This window comes from Streptomyces sp. NPDC104814 (assembly GCF_055583185.1).
In genome coordinates, this window is sequence record NZ_JBVJOL010000001.1 from 81780 (window position 1) to 99570 (window position 17791).

Below are 17791 nucleotides of genomic sequence, written 5' to 3' on the forward strand. Positions count from 1 at the left end.
CTCCGCTTTCCGCGCCGGACCGATGGTTCAGCCCTGCACCGCCAGGACGAGCGGCAGCACCCCGGGCGCTCCGGCCCGTCGGAGCAGCCGGGCGGCGACCGCCAGGGTCCAGCCCGTCTCGGTGAAGTCGTCGATGAGGAGGACCGGGCCCTGGGCTTCTTCCAGGGCGGCGGCCAGCGCCGACGGCACCGTGAGCGTGCTAGTGAGCGCCTTGAGACGCTGGGCGCTGTTGCTGCGCGCGACCGGGGCGGCCTCGGGCGTGTACTCCACCGACCCCAGCAGAGGCAGCCGCCCGACTTCGGCGATGCGCGCGGCCAGGGAACCGATCAACTGCGGTCGGCTACGCGAGGCGAGGGTGACCACCCCGACCGGGCGGGCCGGGGCGTCCGCGGCTCCCGAGGCCCAGCCGCCGGGTCCCTTGGCCCAGTCGGCGAGCACACCGATCACTGCCTTCGCCACATCGTCCGGAACCGGCCCGTCGGGCGTCTGCGGTGCCAGCAGCGGCCGCAACCGGTTGCCCCAGCCGATATCCGAAAGCCGACCCAAGGCTCGCCCCGGACCTGCCTGTTCCCCGGCCGGGATGCGCCCCTTGAGTTCGATGCCGATCGCCGCCAGGCCCGTCGGCCACATGCGCCGCGGCTCGACCTCGACACCGGCCCTGCCGAGGTCGACGCGCGCCGCGTCCACCGCGGACGCCGAGGTGTCGGCCGTGAAACGGGATCCCGCGCAGTTGTCGCAGCGGCCGCACGGCTTGGCGCCCTCGTCGTCCAGTTGCCGCTGCAGGAACTCCATGCGGCAGCCCGTCGTCGACGCGTACTCGCGCATCGCCTGCTGCTCCGCCTTGCGCTGCCGCGCGACCCAGGCATAACGCTCCGCGTCGTACGTCCACGGCTGCCCGGTCGCGATCCAGCCGCCCTTGACCCGTTTCACCGCCCCGTCCACGTCGAGCACCTTGAGCATGGTCTCCAATCGCGACCGGCGCAGCTCCACCAAGGGCTCGAGCGCCGGCAGGGACACGGGCCCCTCGGCTCGCCCGAGGACGTCGAGCGTCCGGCGCACCAGGTCCTCCGAGGGGAAGGCGAGCGAGGCGAAGTACTCCCAGATCGCCTCGTCCTCCTTGCCGGGCAGGAGCAGTACCTCGGCATGCTCCACGCCGCGGCCGGCGCGGCCGACCTGCTGGTAGTAGGCGATCGGTGAGGAGGGTGAACCGAGGTGGACGACGAAGCCGAGGTCCGGCTTGTCGAACCCCATGCCGAGCGCCGAGGTGGCGACCAGGGCCTTCACCTTGTTGCCCAGCAGGTCGTCCTCGGCCTGCTGCCGCTCCGCGTTCTCGGTCCGCCCGGTGTACGACGCGACGGTGTGGCCGCGATGCCGCAGGAACGCGGTCACCTCCTCCGCGGCGGCCACGGTGAGCGTGTAGATGATGCCCGAACCCGGCAGATCGTCGAGATGGTCCGCGAGCCACGCGATCCGGTGCGCGGCGTCCGGCAGCCGCAGGACGCCCATCGTCAGGCTGTCCCGGTCCAGCGGACCCCGCAGCACCAGGGCGTCGGAGGCGTCGCCGGTGCCGAGCTGCTCGGCGACGTCGGCGGTCACCCGGGCGTTGGCGGTGGCCGTGGTCGCCAGCACCGGCACTCCTGCGGGCAGGTCCGCGAGCATGGTCCGCAGCCGCCGGTAGTCCGGCCGGAAGTCGTGCCCCCAGTCGGAGATGCAGTGCGCCTCGTCCACCACGAGGAGGCCGGTGGCGGCCGCGAGCGCGGGCAGCACCTGGTCGCGGAAGTCGGGGTTGTTCAGCCGCTCGGGACTGACCAGGAGCACGTCCACCTCACCGGCCGCGACCTCGGCCTGGACGGTCGCCCACTCCTCCGTGTTGGCGGAGTTGATCGTGCGGGCCTTGATGCCGGCCCGGGCCGCGGCCTCCACCTGGTTGCGCATCAGCGCGAGCAGCGGGGAGACGATGACCGTGGGCCCGCTGCCCTGGGCCCGCAAGAGAGAGGTCGCCACAAAGTAGACAGCGGATTTTCCCCAGCCCGTGCGCTGCACGACCAGGGCACGCCGTCTGTCCGCGACGAGCGCCTCGATCGCCCGCCACTGGTCCTCGCGCAGTCGCGCCGCGCCGGTGGGGTCCCCGACGAGGCGGGCGAGGACCGCGTCGGCGGCCTTCCGGAGATCCGCGTTGCTCGTGTGCTCCATGCGTCCATCCAACAGGACGCCACTGACAATCCGGGCACGGCGGCCGGCGGCTCGCTCGGGTGAGCCGTGGGCGGTGGGCGACCGCTCGGGCTGGGAGCCCTTGCGTGACGGGCGCCGGAGCACTCTGCTGGGCCGTCCGCGAGGGCGCGTGACGAATGGGCCTGACGAAATTCGTTGACGCGTCCCTGACCGGACTTATCCACAGCCCCAACCGGAACATCGAAATCCGCGAGATCGTCTGCGCATGACGAACCACGGCGAAACCACAGGATCCTTCGAAAACGACGCCTTCCGCCACCTTGTCGGCCCCTTCGGACCCGACGACCGCCCCGCACACCAGGTGACCCTGCGGACCCCCGCCGAGCTGGCCGACGCCCTGCCCTACCTCCTCGGCTACCGCCCCGAGGACAGCATCGTCCTGGTGGCCCTGCACGACCACGGAGGACGCGGCCGATTCGGCGGCCGGGCCCGGCTCGGCATCCCCCGCAACCCCGACGACTGGCCGGCGATCGCCCGGGAGCTGGCCCGAGGGCTGATCACCGGAAGCCGCCGGCGCGGCGCCCCGCCGGAGCAGATCGTCGCCTACCTCTGCCAGGAGCCCGCGCAGGGTGAGACGGGCCGGCAGGTCATGGAACGCCTGCAGCGGCTCGCCCAGAAACTCCGCACCGAATGCGGGTCGTTCGACGTACCGGTCACCGAGGCGCTGTGCATCTCGGACGGCCGCTACTGGTCGTACATCTGCCAGCGCGAGTGCTGCCCCCCGGAAGGCGCCCCGATGGGGCTGCCCGGAACCTCCGTCCTGGCCGCCGCGGCCGCCTACGCCGGCGTCCGGGTCCGCGGCACCCTGCGTGAGCTGCGGGCACGCCTGTTGCCCTGGGAGACGTCCGCCGCCCTCGCACAGGAGGTGGCCCTGGACACGGCCAGCATGACACTGGTCCCGAGGATCATCGACGGCGCGGGCCGCGAGGTCGCCGTGGAGACCGTCACCTCGGCCGAACAGGTCATGCGGCGCTTGGCGGCGGTGCCACCGCTGCCCGACGCCGCCGCAGCGGACCGGCGCGACGACGAACTGCTGGACCACGAAGAAGCCGCGGCGCTGATTCTCGGCCTGCAGGACCGCACCACACGCGACCGGCTGGCCGAGTGGATGGAGGGCGACGAAGCCGCCCCCGCGCTCCGCCTGTGGCGAGCACTCGCGCGCCGGTGCGTCGGACCCTACGGGGAGCACGCCGCGGCTCCTCTCACCCTCGCCGGATGGGTCGCCTGGTCGACGGGCGATGAGATCGAAGCCCGCGAAGCCCTCGCCATGGCACTCGGCGCAGACCCCGGGTATGTCTTCGCGCGCCTCCTCCACCAGGCCGTCAACGAAGGGCTGGACCCCGAGTCGGTCCGGCGCTGCCTGCGCAGGGAACGGGACGATCGCGCACGTGGCGCGGCCTCACCGGAGCCTGTCGACGTCGTGGCGGAGAGCCGGCGCAGCACGGACGGACCGTGCGCCGACCAGCCGTCCGCGACGCTGAGCCTCTGCCCGGCGGATGCCTCCGACGCGGACGCCGCACAGCCTGCCACCGGTACCCAGGTACAGGCGTCGCGCAGGTCAGGCACCGCCGAGCGGCGACGACGCCCCGGAACCGGACGCGGGCGTGCCGGAACCCGCCCGCGGCCCGCACGGCCGGCCGGTACACGCGCACGAGCCGCAGGTAAGGCGGTCGGCCGCCGTGAAGGCGCGGCCGGGGACGACTCCCTGTCGGCCGGCGCAGACATCGAGGGGGAAGAGTGAGCGAGCCGCTGCCGGCGGCCAGGGGTCACGACAACTGCCCGAACGGCGCCGGCACGGAGCGGGAAACCGGCGGCACGGAGCGGGAAACCGGCGGCACGGAGCGGGAAACCGGCGGCACGGAGCGGGAAACCGGCGGCACGGGGTGGGAAACCGGCGGCACGGAGCGGGAAACCGGCGGCACAGGGCGCGAAGCCGGTGTCTCAGGGCGTGAGGCCTCCGGCACAGGGCACGAGGCTGGCGGCGCACAGCGCAAGACCGGCGACGCACGGCGTGAAGCCGCTGGCGAGCCTGGCGCGGGCGGGCGTCGATCGACCTGCGGGCCGTTCCGAGGGGCACGAGAGGGGGCGGGCCACCCTCGACCCATGCCAGAGCCACTCTTGTGTGGGCGTGACCCCGGCGAGCCCCGCTCCGTTCACCTGAGTGGCGGAACGCCAAGGCGAGGTGCACGGCCGCACCGACCCTGCTCCGTCGCAGCCCGCCATCCGGCGCCGACCACGCCCGAGACGCACCGCGCGCAAAAGAGCCCTCGCATGCAGCAGCCCACGCCGCCGTCCGCGGCCCCGCCGGACAAGCCCACGGCCCTGCCGGGCACGCCCACGGCCCCGTCGTACTCGTCACCCGGCAGCCCGCACCTCACACCGACCGCACCACCGGGCACACCACTTCCTGCCGCGGCCGCCGCTCCGCCCGATACAGCGCGTACCGCCGCGCCGGCCGTCCCACCAACCGCCCCCGGCGGCACCGCGACCGCCGGTCGACCCGCCTCCCGCGACACCGCGCCGCCCGCCCGGCCCGCCGCTGCCCGGCGGCCGGCCGACGTCCCGCCCGTTCACGCCAGCCTGGTCTGCGTCGCCCTGCCGGGGCTCGCCATCTCGACGGACGGGCAGCTCACCGGCCGAGGGTTGGACGGTATCTACCGCGCCGGCCGCCGTCTGCTGTCCCGCTGCCAGGTCCGGGTCGCCGGGCGTGAACCGCTCACCGTGCAGGCGCGGACGACCTCCGCCGACCGTGCCCGCTTCGTGGCGACACTGCGCGCCTCCCCGCACAGCGGTCCCGACCCGGACGTCGTCGTCGAACGAACCCGCTGTGCCGACGGCACCGAGCGGATCACCCTGCACAGCACCGCCCCGCGCCCCCTGCGGCTGCCTCTCGAAGTGGCCCTCGGTACGGACCTGGCAGACCTGGCGGCCATCGCCTCCGGCGACACCGGCCCGGAGCTGCCCGCCACGGTGCACGCCGGCGGTCTGCGCTGGACCTCGCCTTCCGGCGCCAGCTCGGTCACCGCCCATCCGCCGCCCTCCGACGCGCTGGCCTCGGCCGGGTTGCTGCGCTGGGACCTGGAACTGCGCCCGGGGGAGAGCGCCACCGTGGAGCTGCGTGTCCGGCCGGACGGGGCGGCCCCCCTTCGCGCGGCGGGCCGTACGGCCACGAGTCCGCTCGCATCGGCACACGCCGACGGCGACGACCCGCGAGCACAGGCGCTGCTGCGCACAAGCGTCGAAGACCTGCAAGCGCTCCTGCTCCGAGACCCGGCGCATCCCGGCGACACCTACCTCGCGGCCGGCGCCCCCTGGCGCTGTGGCGTCGCCCCCGCAGAAGCGCTTGCCGCGGCCCGCATGGCGCTGCCCTTGGGCACCCGGCTCGCCGCAGGCACACTGCGCGTCCTCGCCCGCACCCAAGTCACCGGCGCCGGACCGCGATACGGAATGATCCCCGGACCGCGCCGGGACGCCGGCCCCCACCTGCCACCGAGCTGCACGGGCACGGAGGCCACCCTGCTCTACCCCGTGCTTCTGGCGGAAGCCCGCCGCTGGGGACTGCCCGAACAGCAGACGGATCACCTGCTGCCCGCCGCCGAACGGTGTCTGGACTGGCTGCGCGCCGCCGTGGGCGACGGTACGTATCTGTGCGACCCGCAGCAGGGAGGCCTGGCCCGCTGTGAGACGCAAGCTCATGCCCACCGTGCCGCACTGCTCGGAGCCGACCTGCTCGACGCCCACGGCAGGCCCGGAGCCGACGAACTACGGCAGTGGGCAGCGGCCCTGCGCACAGCCTTCCGGGAGGAGTTCTGGGCGGACGATCCGGGTGGCGGACGTCCGGCGGCCGCTCGTGCCCCCGACGGCCGACTGATCACACACCTCGGCGCAAGCGCCGCCCACCTCCTCGACACCGGTCTGCTCGGCGGGGGAGAGCAGGCCCCGGGGCTGCTGGACCGCGTGCAGACCGAACAACTCGCCCGGCTGCTCGGCAGCCCCGTCATGGATTCGGGCTGGGGACTGCGCGGACTGTCGGTGAAGGAACCCGGATACAACCCGTTCGGCCACCGCAGCGGCGCCGTGCGGGTCCACGAGACCGCAGTGGCCGTTGCCGGACTGGCCGCGGCCGGCTACGAGAAGGAGGCGTCCTCCCTGCTGCGCGGGCTTTTCGTGGCGTCGGAGGCGTTCGGGTACCGGCTGCCCGAGATGTACGGCGGTGAGCAGCGCGCAGAGGGCGGGCTCCCGCTGCCGCATCCGGCCGCCTGCCGTCCCGCGGCGACCGCGGCCGCCGCGGGGGCACTGCTGCTGAGCACACTCGCCGGAATCCGCCCCGACGCCGCGGCCCGCACGGTGACCCTGCGGCCCATGCCCAGCGCGCCGCTGGGCGAACTCGTCCTGACGGGCCTCAGAGTGGCCGACGCCCCCTTCTCGGTGCGGGTCAGCAGACTGGGCCTGGCCATGGTCGAGGAGGCGGCCGACGGACTGCAACTGGGCTCCTGAACAGCCCGGCACACGGCCGCTCCGTCTCAGCCGTGATCCGCCCAGCAGGCGACCGCACCGGTCACCCGCCTGATCACAAAATCGCTGAGCGCAGGCCGACAGGACGGCGGTCCACGGCGCGCCGGATCACGACGGCGCGGGCCGGGCGGCCGTACGTGCTCCAAGCCGCCCCCTGCACCGGACCAGCCCCGCCCCGCACCCGCCCGACTCCGCCGTACTGCCATCCTGACCTCGGCAGACCAGCCAGAAGACGGCACAGACAGACCCAGAACGGAAAGGCGCCGGACGCACGATGCACCGCACGGCGAACGGAAGTGGATCAGAGGGCGTAGCGGCCGACGAAGGGCGTGTTTATCGTCAGGCAGACGACTATGATCGCCGCATGCCCTACGACCCGTCAGCCTTTCCGCCCTTCGCCGTCACCGTGGACCTGGTCGTGCTGACCGTGCGCCGCCATGCCCTGTGCGCGCTGGCGGTGCGCAGGGGCGAGGCGCCGTTCAAGGGACGCTGGGCGCTCCCAGGCGGTTTCGTACGGGCCGACGAGGACCTGGCGCAGGCCGCAGCGCGGGAGCTCGCTGAGGAGACGGGGCTGCGCGTCCACGACCCCGCGGCTCCCGTCCAGGACAACGGTGCACACCTGGAGCAGCTCGCGACCTACGGCGACCCCAAGCGCGACCCGCGGATGCGTGTCGTCAGCGTCGCGCACCTGGCGCTGGCCCCCGATCTGCCCGCGCCCCGGGCGGGCGGTGACGCCAGCAACGCACGGTGGGCCCCCGTCGAGGAACTGCTGCAGCAGGGCGGTTACGGCCGCAACGGGGAGCCGGTCGCCCCCCTCGCCTTCGACCATGCGCAGATCCTCGCCGACGGCGTCGAACGGGCCCGCTCCAAGATCGAATACTCGTCGCTGGCCACGGCCTTCTGCCCGCCCGAGTTCACGGTCGGTGAGCTGCGCCGGGTGTACGAGGCGGTGTGGGGCGTCGCGCTCGACCCGCGCAACTTCCACCGCAAGGTGACCGGCACCCCGGGCTTCCTGGTCCCCACGGGCGGCACCACCACCCGGCAGGGCGGTCGTCCCGCCCAGCTCTTCCGCGCGGGCGGCGCCACCCTGCTCAACCCGCCGATGCTGCGCCCCGAGGTCTGACAGCCTCGGGAGGAGTGCATCGCAGCCGGGGGTTGTCAGACCTGCCTCTGGGGCTGTCAGACCTGCCTCGGGAGCAATGCGCTGCCCCCGGCACCCGCGTGTTCCACCAGCCATCCCGTGTAGGGGGTGCGCGGGCGAGCGCTCTGGGACCCGCACACAGCCGTACGGCGGCGACCGGCGCCCGAACGCGCCCGTGATGCCCGAAAAACCCTAAATGGCGCGCTATCTTGCTGCGGTGATCCAGGCCTTCGGACTGACCAGCAATCCGCGCAAGGACCTTCCCCCCGTCGTCGACGACGTCTCCTTCGAGGCGCACGCGGGCCGCGTCACCACGCTGCTGGGCGCACCCGGTGCCGGCAAGACCACCGTGCTGAGACTGATGCTCGAACTCCAACAGGGCCGTGGCATCACCTACTTCAGGGGCCGTCCACTGCACCGCCTCGCCCATCCGTCCCGCGAGGTGGGAGTGGTGCTCGGCGATGTACCCGGGCACCCCGGCCGCACCGTCCGCGGCCATCTGCGCATGCTGTGCGCGGCCGCCGGCGTCCCCGCGCGACGGGCCGACGAAGTCCTCGAAGCCGTCGGACTCGTCAGCCTGCGGGAAGAACGCCTCGGCACCCTCTCGCGCGGCATGGACCGCCGGCTCGGACTGGCCTGCGCCCTCCTCGCCGACCCGCACACCCTCGTCCTCGACCATCCCACCGACGGTCTCTCCACCCGCGAGAGCCGCTGGGTGCACGGAATGCTGCGCGCGCACACCGCCCAGGGCGGCACGGTTCTGCTCACCACGACCGACCCGAAGGAAGCCGCCCGCACCGCGGACCGGGTCGTCACCCTGCAAGAGGGCAAGGTCGTCGCCGACCAGGAGGCCGCGGACTTCTCCCGGACCCGGCTGCGTCCCCGCGTGGCCGTGCGCAGTCCGCACGCCCCCCGCCTGGCAGCCCTGCTCGCCAAGGAGGCCCGCACGACCCGCCGCTCCGTGGAGGTCGTGCCGGAGGCCGGAAACCGCCTCTCCGTGTACGGCAGCACCTGCGCCGAGGTCGGCGAGATCGCCTACCGATACGGCATCCTCGTCCACCAACTCGCCGACGAGATCGGCGACATGGGCGCCGGTGCGGCCGCGGAGCCACGGGATGAGGCCGGGAACGACGTCGATCACGCGAAGCTTGAGCAGGCGTACGGCGTCGATGGCGAGAAACTTCCCGCAGTTCTCGGGGCCGCGGAGGTCGAGGCGCCGGGTGGCTTGAACCAGGGGCCGGTCATTTCGTCTCCAGCACATCAAGAGGCAAACGACGTCACACCGGCCACAAAGACATCAGCCGGCGCAGCGCCAGACATGACCGTCGCCTCGGCAGCATCGGTGGGCGAAGCGCCGGACATGACCGGCGCCTCGGCAGCATCGGTGGGCGTAGTGCCAGACATGACCGCCGCCCCAGAAGCATCAGTGGGCGAAGCGCCGGGCATGACCGTGATTCCGGAGGCGCGGTCCCACGCCGAAGAGGAGCCGGACGGTGATGACGGAAGCCACAGCGGCGACCGCAGCGGTCCGGGAATCCCCGGGGCCCGGGCCCCCCTCCCTCCCCTCCCACCCCCCATCTCCGTCCGCCCCGCGCCCAGCCCGCTGCGTCCGCTCCGCTACGAGGTGCGGCGCGCCACGGGTATCAGCACCGGTTTCGTCACCTGCGCCGCTGTACTGATCATCTCCGCTGTCACCTCCGTGGTCCTGGCTCGCCTCGGGCACACTCCGCAGCACCGGCTGCTCGCCGCCTGGCCACAGGAGCTGCCCTGGCCGCCCGCGGCGCTCGGTGCCGGGTTGCTGGGCGCGCTCGCGTTCGGTGACGAGTTCCGCCACCCCGCTCTGGCGGCGGACCGCGGCACCGTGCCCCGCCGGCTGGGGCTGCTCACGGCCAAGCTCCTGGTCTCCGCGGTCACGGGTCTGATGCTGGCCTTTCTCTCCGTGGGCTGCGACGCCGAAGTGCTGTACCTGTTCTACGGGCGGGAGCTCACGGAAGTTCCCGGGGACTGGCTTGTGATGTCCGCGAGTTGGGCCGGGCTGGTCGTCGGGTGTGCGTGGGCGGGCGTCCTGGCCGCCGGTGTTTTCCGGTCCACGACGGCCGGGCTGGCCGCTGTGGTCGCCGTACCGGTCGTCGTCGTACCCCTCGTACACCAGGCCGTCGCGGGAGCGTCCGTGCGAGAGCTCGCCGGGCTGTCCGCGCGGATGCGTGAGGTGTTTCTGGTGCAGTGGCCCTTCGGCGGAGAGCGCTATCTGCTCGCCGCGGTGCGCTTGATCGCCCAACCCGTCGGGGGCGCGCTCACGTTGTCCCTCACCGCTCTGCTCTGCGCGTATGTGCTCACGCACCTGCGCAGCAGGGTCCGCTGACGACCGTCCGTGCCCGCCCCTGCACGAGTTGTGCGCAAGTCCCCCGAGGGAAGCCCATTTCTTTCCGATAAGGCGTCAATTGCGACGGGGTGAGCGATCACCCTTTCGTGTGCTTTTCACCAAAGCCCTCAAGGGAGTTGAGAGCAGCGCCGAGAAAGGAATCCGTGAGTACCCTTGCGCACACCATGATGACCGCCGCCCGCTCCGCCGACTCCGGCCTCGCCGGCCCGGGCGAACTCGACCGCTATCCCTACGCCGAGGCCCACGCCGACCGCGTGGGCGCGCCCGTCTGGGAAGGAGCGGACCCCGAGCTGGGCCGGGTGGGCCGGCGGTCCGCGGGCAACCGCGGCCGCGGGCTGCACGGCCAACTCGTCCAGCAGCTGGGACAGATGATCGTCTCCGGTGACCTGGGCGCCGACCGCCCTCTGGTGCCCGAGGAGATCGGCCAGCGCTTCGAGGTCTCCCGCACCGTCGTGCGCGAGTCGCTCCGTGTGCTGGAGGCCAAGGGGCTGGTCAGCGCCCGCCCGAACGTGGGCACGCGCGTGCGCCCCGTCAGCGACTGGAACCTTCTCGATCCGGACATCATCGAATGGCGCGCGTTCGGGCCGCAGCGTGACGACCAGCGTCGTGAGCTGAACGAGCTGCGCTGGACGATCGAGCCGCTGGCCGCGCGTCTTGCCGCGGGGCACGGGCGTGAGGACATCCAGCAGCGGCTGGCCGACATGGTCGAGATCATGGGGCACGCCCTGGCGCAGGGCGACGCGCTGACCTTCGCCCGCGCCGATGCCGAGTACCACACCCTGCTGATCCAGATCGCGGGCAACCGCATGCTCGAGCACCTGTCCGGGATCGTCTCCGCGGCGCTGCAGGTCTCCGGCGGCCCGGTCACCGGCTGCGACCGGCCGAACGAGGCGTCTCTGGCGCTGCACGGCAGGATCGTCGACGCCCTCGCCGCCGCCGACGGCTCCGCTGCCGAGACGGCCATGCGGCAACTGCTCACCGTCCACCCCGAGGTGGAGCGTGTGGTGCCCGCACCGCGCGAACACTGACCCCGTTCCGCGGACGGCCCGGCCGGGGGATGCCGCCCCCCTCCTGCGGCATCCCCCGGCCGTCCGCCGCCACGCCGGTCCCCGCAGCCCCAGCAGGAGGCGCGGGGACCGGCGGCCGGGCGGCTCGCCGGATCCGGCGGTGAGGTGCAGGCGACGGGGCTGCCGATCCCCCTGGAGCGGTGCCCGCGGTCACCGACCGGACGCGGCGGAGTCCGCGACTGTCGATCGGTAGGCCCTCCGCCTGCCGTGCATGCGCCTGAAGATCGGTCCAGTGGGTCCCCCCGGCCCCAGGCCGGGCGGTGTCCGTGACTGCCGGCCGACCCGGCGATGCCGGGGAGGGCCCATGAACCCCTGGCGAACGGGGATTCGGCGCGTCGCTCACGGGTACAGGTGACCATGTGTGCCCGTGTCTGACCGTTTTTGAGCGCTTACGGGGTGTGACTCGGGCCACGAAGATTGGGCGTAACGCTCATGGAAACAACGCGATGACCTAAGAGGTGACAGCCGCGGAGGGAATACGGACGCCGTTCAAGGCGCTGTGCATCTTCCCGGCGCCCGCCCGCGCCGTCGGCCCATCCCCAAGCCGGTGGTCGGCTCCTGTCCGTAGTGGACGGGGCCGGAAGCCGTTTTCCAACGTTCCGAGAGGTTGTTCGTGTCGGCCAGCACATCCCGTACGCTCCCGCCGGAGATTGCCGAGTCCGTCTCTGTCATGGCGCTCATCGAGCGGGGAAAGGCTGAGGGGCAGATCGCCGGCGACGATGTGCGTCGGGCCTTCGAAGCTGACCAGATCCCGGCCACTCAGTGGAAGAACGTACTGCGCAGCCTCAACCAGATCCTCGAGGAAGAGGGTGTGACGCTGATGGTCAGTGCCGCAGAGCCCAAGCGCACCCGCAAGAGCGTCGCAGCGAAGAGCCCGGCCAAGCGCACCGCCAGCAGGACGGTCGCGGCGAAGACGGTGACCACCCGCAAGGCCACCGCCACGACCGCGGCTGCCCCGGCGGTACCGGCCGACCCCGCAGCCGATCCCGCCGAGGAAGCCGAGACCGAGAACAAGGCCGCGGCGAAGAAGGCCGCCCCCGCCAAGAAGGCGGCGGCGAAGAAGGCCGCCCCCGCCAAGAAGGCGACGGCCAAGAAGGCGGCCGGCAAGAAGGACGACGCCGAGCTCATCGAGGAAGAGGTCCTCGAGGAGGCCAAGGTCGGCGACGAGCCCGAGGGCACCGAGAGTGCCGGTTTCGTCCTCTCCGACGAGGACGAGGACGACGCGCCCGCGCAGCAGGTCGCCGCGGCCGGCGCCACGGCCGACCCGGTCAAGGACTACCTCAAGCAGATCGGCAAGGTCCCCCTGCTCAACGCCGAGCAGGAGGTCGAGCTCGCCAAGCGCATCGAGGCGGGTCTATTCGCCGAGGACAAGCTCGCCAACTCCGACAAGCTCGCCCCGAAGCTCAAGCGCGAGCTGGAGATCATCGCCGAGGACGGCCGCCGCGCCAAGAACCACCTGCTGGAGGCCAACCTCCGTCTGGTGGTCTCCCTGGCCAAGCGCTACACCGGCCGCGGCATGCTCTTCCTGGACCTGATCCAGGAGGGCAACCTCGGTCTGATCCGCGCGGTCGAGAAGTTCGACTACACCAAGGGCTACAAGTTCTCCACGTACGCCACCTGGTGGATCCGTCAGGCGATCACCCGCGCCATGGCCGACCAGGCCCGCACCATCCGTATCCCGGTGCACATGGTCGAGGTCATCAACAAGCTCGCGCGTGTGCAGCGCCAGATGCTCCAGGACCTGGGCCGCGAGCCCACCCCGGAGGAGCTGGCCAAGGAACTCGACATGACCCCGGAGAAGGTCATCGAGGTCCAGAAGTACGGCCGCGAGCCCATCTCCCTGCACACCCCGCTGGGTGAGGACGGTGACAGCGAGTTCGGTGACCTCATCGAGGACTCCGAGGCGGTCGTCCCCGCCGACGCCGTCAGCTTCACGCTCCTGCAGGAGCAGCTGCACTCCGTCCTGGACACCCTGTCCGAGCGCGAGGCGGGCGTCGTCTCCATGCGCTTCGGTCTCACCGACGGTCAGCCGAAGACCCTCGACGAGATCGGCAAGGTGTACGGCGTGACGCGCGAGCGCATCCGTCAGATCGAGTCCAAGACGATGTCGAAGCTGCGCCACCCGTCCCGTTCCCAGGTGCTGCGCGACTACCTCGACTAGGTCGCGGTCGTACGACGCAGAAGGCCCGGTCTCCCGTGAGGGAGCCGGGCCTTCTCCATGGTGCAGCGGGTGCGGGGCGACCCGAGCTGGATCACTCTGGGTGTTCCATGGCGAACCCCGAGTGAGGAGTGTGCATGCGTCGTTCCCTTGCCCGCGCGTTGATCCGGCCGCTGGTCCTGGCGGCTGCCGCAGGGGCCATACCGCTGATGTCCGCCGCCCCCGCCTCCGCCGACAGTGTGGTGGTCGGGGGCTTCCCCGTCGATGTCGCGCAGAGTCCCTGGACGGTCGCGTTGTCCAGCCGTGACCGGTTCGGGGGTACGCGGGCCGGGCAGTTCTGCGGCGGCGTGGCGATCGGCCGCACCGCCGTGCTCACCGCCGCCCACTGCCTCGGCGAGGACGTCCTGGGCGGGCCGCCGGAGCGGCTGCGGGACTTCAAGGTCATCGCCGGGCGCACACATCTGTTGTCGGACCAGGGCAGTGAGATCCCGGTCCGCGAGACCTGGGTGAACCCGGGCTACGACGCCGGCAGCAACGCCGGCGACTTCGCGGTCCTCACCCTTTCCCGGCCCCTGCCCGAGAGCGCCGTGATCGCCATGGCCGCCGACGGCGACCCCGCGTACGCCGCCGGCACGCGCGCGATGGTCTACGGCTGGGGTGACATCACAGGAGCGGGAGACTATGCCGCCAGTCTGCGGGCCGCGCCCGTGCGTGTCCTGTCGGACGCGCTCTGTGAGCAGGCGTATCCGGGCAGCGGCGACGGCACGTACAACGCCGAGAGCATGGTGTGCGCCGGTGAGCAGTCCGGAGGCCGGGACGCCTGCCAGGGCGACAGCGGCGGCCCGCTGGTGGCCCAGGGGCGGTTGATCGGCCTGGTGTCGTGGGGGAGCGGCTGCGGACGTGCGGGGAGCCCGGGCGTCTATACGCGGGTGTCCGAGGTCGTACGGACGCTCCACCGCGGGTGACGGCCATGGAAGGGCCCGTGCAGCCCTTGAGGGCCTCCGCGCGGAGCCTCACCACCCTTGATTCGGCTGAGGGGCCCTGAGGGGCCCTGGCCGCTTCTCTGTACCGCGACAAGGACGGGCGGCCGCCCCCTTGGGGGGACGGCCGCCCGTGCCGCCGGCCTGTGCCGGAGCTCGCTCGTCGTGGTCGCGCAGGGTCAGCGCTCTTCGGTCAGCGCTCTTCCTCGGAGGCGGATGCCGGAACGGAGGTCAGCCGCTCCGTCTCGTCCTGTATCTCAGCGGCGATCTTCTTGAGTTCCGGCTCGAACTTGCGACCGTGGTGGGCGCAGAAGAGCAGTTCTCCGCCACTCAGCAGGACGACGCGCAGGTACGCCTGGGCGCCGCAGCGGTCGCAGCGATCAGCGGCCGTCAGCGGGCTCGCGGAAGTCAGAACAGTAGTCACGTCGCCTCTTCTCTAGCTCGACGAGCTGTCGTACCAGGGTCAACATCCAACCAGCCCCAAAACGTTCCCGCTCGCGGCTTTTCCTCGAAAAAAATCTCCGAGGCGGCTGGCTGCTGCCGGGTTGGCGGCGAATGTGCCGTATTGCGTGTCTGTCGTGTCCTACGGTTTCGCTCGGTCGGTCATGGTTCGCCCTCCCGGCTGGATTGCCGGTTTGTTCATGAGGACGTGCCCGGAGCCTAAACGGTTCATGCCTCCCAGGGAACGTGATGTGCACTTCACCCCAACGAGGGATCGAACAAGCATGCGACCCTGCACTACTCTGATCCGAGCACGAGGGTGGCGTTACAACGGCTCTACCAGGCCTCGGTACCCTCTCACCGGTGACCGAAGCCGGCCCCTTACCCATAAGGGCCCCATCTGAAATTCAGCGAGGAGCGAACCGCGTGACCGCCGAGACGTCCGTGTCGTCCACAGCGCTGCTGGCAGGAGCAGAGCGGGACGGATCCAACTACACCGCGCGGCACCTGCTCGTCCTCGAGGGGCTCGAGGCCGTGCGCAAGCGTCCGGGCATGTACATCGGGTCCACCGACAGCCGTGGCCTGATGCACTGCCTCTGGGAGATCATCGACAACTCCGTGGACGAGGCCCTCGCCGGCGTCTGCGACCACATCGAGGTGATCCTCCACGACGACGGCTCCGTGGAGGTGCGCGACAACGGCCGCGGCATCCCCGTGGACGTCGAGCCGAGGACCGGTCTGTCCGGTGTCGAGGTCGTCATGACCAAGCTGCACGCCGGCGGCAAGTTCGGTGGCGGCTCCTACGCGGCGTCCGGCGGTCTGCACGGCGTGGGCGCCTCCGTGGTGAACGCCCTGTCCGCGCGGCTGGACGTCGAGGTCGACCGCGCCGGCCACACGCACGCGATCAGCTTCCGCCGCGGCGTCCCCGGTGCCTTCGCCGGCGAGGGCCCGGACGCGAAGTTCGAGGCCAAGGGCGGCATGCGCAAGGCCAAGAAGATCCCCAGGACCCGCACCGGCACGCGCGTGCGCTACTGGGCCGACCGCCAGATCTTCCTCAAGGACGCCAAGCTCTCCCTCGACACGCTGCACCAGCGTGCCCGCCAGACCGCCTTCCTGGTCCCGGGCCTCACCATCGTCGTCCGGGACGAGTACGGCCTGGGCGAGGGCGGCAGCAAGGGCGAGGAGTCGTTCCGCTTCGACGGCGGCATCAGCGAGTTCTGCGAGTACCTGGCGAGCGACAAGCCCGTCTGTGACGTCCTCCGCTTCGTCGGCCAGGGAACCTTCAAGGAGACCGTCCCGGTCCTGGACGAGCACGGCCAGATGACCCCTACCGAGGTCACCCGTGAGCTCGGCGTGGACGTGGCGATGCGCTGGGGCACCGGCTACGACACGACGCTGAAGTCCTTCGTCAACATCATCGCCACGCCCAAGGGCGGCACCCACGTCGCCGGCTTCGAGCAGGCCGTCGCCAAGACGATGAACGAGGTCCTGCGCGCCAAGAAGCTGCTGCGCGTCGCCGAGGACGACATCGTCAAGGACGACGCCCTGGAGGGCCTCACCGCGGTCGTCACCGTGCGGCTGGCCGAGCCGCAGTTCGAGGGCCAGACCAAGGAGGTCCTCGGCACCTCGGCGGCCCGCCGCATCGTGAACAACGTGATCACCAAGGAACTCAAGGCGTTCCTGACGTCCACGAAGCGCGACGCCGCCGCCCAGGCCCGGGTGGTCATGGAGAAGGCCGTCGCCGCGGCACGCACGCGTATCGCCGCGCGCCAGCACAAGGACGCCCAGCGTCGCAAGACGGCCCTGGAGTCGTCCTCGCTGCCCGCCAAGCTGGCCGACTGCCGCAGCGACGACGTCGAGCGCAGCGAGCTGTTCATCGTCGAGGGCGACTCCGCGCTCGGCACCGCCAAGCTCGCCCGCAACTCCGAGTTCCAGGCGCTGCTGCCGATCCGCGGCAAGATCCTCAACGTCCAGAAGTCGTCCGTGACCGACATGCTGAAGAACGCCGAGTGCGGCGCGATCATCCAGGTCATAGGAGCCGGCTCCGGGCGGACCTTCGATCTCGACGCGGCCCGCTACGGCAAGATCATCATGATGACCGACGCCGACGTCGACGGCTCCCACATCCGCACGCTGCTGCTGACCCTGTTCCACCGCTATATGCGGCCCATGGTCGAGGCGGGCCGGGTGTTCGCCGCCGTGCCGCCGCTGCACCGCATCGAGCTGGTCCAGCCGAAGAAGGGCCAGGACAAGTACGTCTACACGTACTCCGACCGCGAGCTGCGGGACAAGCTGATGGAGTTCCAGAGCAAGGGCATCCGCTACAAGGACTCCATCCAGCGCTACAAGGGTCTCGGTGAGATGGACGCCGACCAGCTGGCCGAGACGACGATGGACCCGCGCCGCCGAACGCTGCGCCGGATCAACCTCACCGACCTCGAGTCGGCGGAGCAGGTGTTCGACCTGCTCATGGGCAACGACGTCGCCCCCCGCAAGGAGTTCATCTCCAGCTCGGCGGCGACGCTGGACCGCTCCCGCATCGACGCCTGACCGCTGCGCTGGGCTCGGGCGGTTCCGACGGCCTGAACGAGCCGAACGAGCTGAGCGACCTGGCCTGGCTGAACGAACCGGGGCCCTTGGCCGGACGTGTGACCCGCGTCCGGCCAAGGGCCCCGGGGTCTGCCCGGCCTCGCCCGATCCGGTCTGCCCCGCCTCGCCCGAGCCGCTCCGCGGACGGCGACCGCTCCCGACCGATCGTCTGCTCTCCACCCGTGGGTGGAGAAAGCGCCCGCCGCGGTTCCACCCGCTTTTCCACCCCCGCTCCGATCCGTCCGACCTGGGTTTTTCCGTAGCTTCGTAGGCGTCGTCGGCACC

Annotated in this window: 10 protein-coding genes; 8 read left to right on the top strand and 2 right to left on the bottom strand. The window is 71.7% G+C overall.

Annotated elements, in window-relative coordinates; genetic code table 11:
• Positions 1 to 27: 27 nt before the first annotated feature.
• Positions 28 to 2193, bottom strand: a complete 2166-nt coding sequence (locus ACZ64A_RS00330; protein ID WP_469807163.1) for a RecQ family ATP-dependent DNA helicase — start codon at positions 2191 to 2193, stop codon at positions 28 to 30.
• Positions 2194 to 2437: 244 nt separating this feature from the next.
• On the opposite strand from ACZ64A_RS00330, the gene ACZ64A_RS00335 reads away from it, so the two are divergent.
• The 7 genes from ACZ64A_RS00335 to ACZ64A_RS00365 all read left to right on the top strand — a co-directional run bounded on the left by ACZ64A_RS00335 (position 2438) and on the right by ACZ64A_RS00365 (position 14461).
• A complete protein-coding gene (locus ACZ64A_RS00335) occupies positions 2438 to 3973 on the top strand; it encodes a DUF4192 domain-containing protein (RefSeq protein ID WP_469807165.1) in 1536 nt (511 codons plus the stop codon).
• A 530-nt stretch (positions 3974 to 4503) separates the two neighbouring features.
• The gene (locus tag ACZ64A_RS00340; protein WP_469807167.1) at positions 4504 to 6729 is read left to right on the top strand and encodes a glycogen debranching N-terminal domain-containing protein; all 2226 of its coding nucleotides are present in this window, start codon (positions 4504 to 4506) and stop codon (positions 6727 to 6729) included.
• Positions 6730 to 7111: 382 nt separating this feature from the next.
• Complete coding sequence (locus tag ACZ64A_RS00345; protein ID WP_469807169.1) at positions 7112 to 7870, top strand: NUDIX hydrolase; 759 nt, start codon at positions 7112 to 7114, stop codon at positions 7868 to 7870.
• Between the two features lie 214 nt (positions 7871 to 8084).
• Positions 8085 to 10250, top strand: a complete 2166-nt coding sequence (locus ACZ64A_RS00350) for an ABC transporter ATP-binding protein (protein ID WP_469807171.1) — start codon at positions 8085 to 8087, stop codon at positions 10248 to 10250.
• Positions 10251 to 10414: 164 nt separating this feature from the next.
• Complete coding sequence (locus ACZ64A_RS00355) at positions 10415 to 11299, top strand: FadR/GntR family transcriptional regulator (RefSeq protein WP_469807173.1); 885 nt, start codon at positions 10415 to 10417, stop codon at positions 11297 to 11299.
• Positions 11300 to 11951: 652 nt separating this feature from the next.
• The gene (locus ACZ64A_RS00360) at positions 11952 to 13499 is read left to right on the top strand and encodes an RNA polymerase sigma factor (RefSeq protein WP_469807175.1); all 1548 of its coding nucleotides are present in this window, start codon (positions 11952 to 11954) and stop codon (positions 13497 to 13499) included.
• A gap of 134 nt (positions 13500 to 13633) precedes the next feature.
• Positions 13634 to 14461: a S1 family peptidase gene (locus ACZ64A_RS00365; RefSeq protein ID WP_469807177.1), complete on the top strand. Its 828-nt coding sequence runs from the start codon at positions 13634 to 13636 to the stop codon at positions 14459 to 14461.
• A 208-nt stretch (positions 14462 to 14669) separates the two neighbouring features.
• Here ACZ64A_RS00365 and ACZ64A_RS00370 read toward each other — a convergent pair whose 3' ends face one another.
• Complete coding sequence (locus ACZ64A_RS00370) at positions 14670 to 14900, bottom strand: DUF7455 domain-containing protein (protein WP_103783682.1); 231 nt, start codon at positions 14898 to 14900, stop codon at positions 14670 to 14672.
• Between the two features lie 443 nt (positions 14901 to 15343).
• Here ACZ64A_RS00370 and ACZ64A_RS00375 point away from each other — a divergent pair, with 443 nt between their 5' ends.
• The gene (locus ACZ64A_RS00375; protein WP_469807179.1) at positions 15344 to 17467 is read left to right on the top strand and encodes a DNA gyrase/topoisomerase IV subunit B; all 2124 of its coding nucleotides are present in this window, start codon (positions 15344 to 15346) and stop codon (positions 17465 to 17467) included.
• Positions 17468 to 17791: the final 324 nt, after the last annotated feature.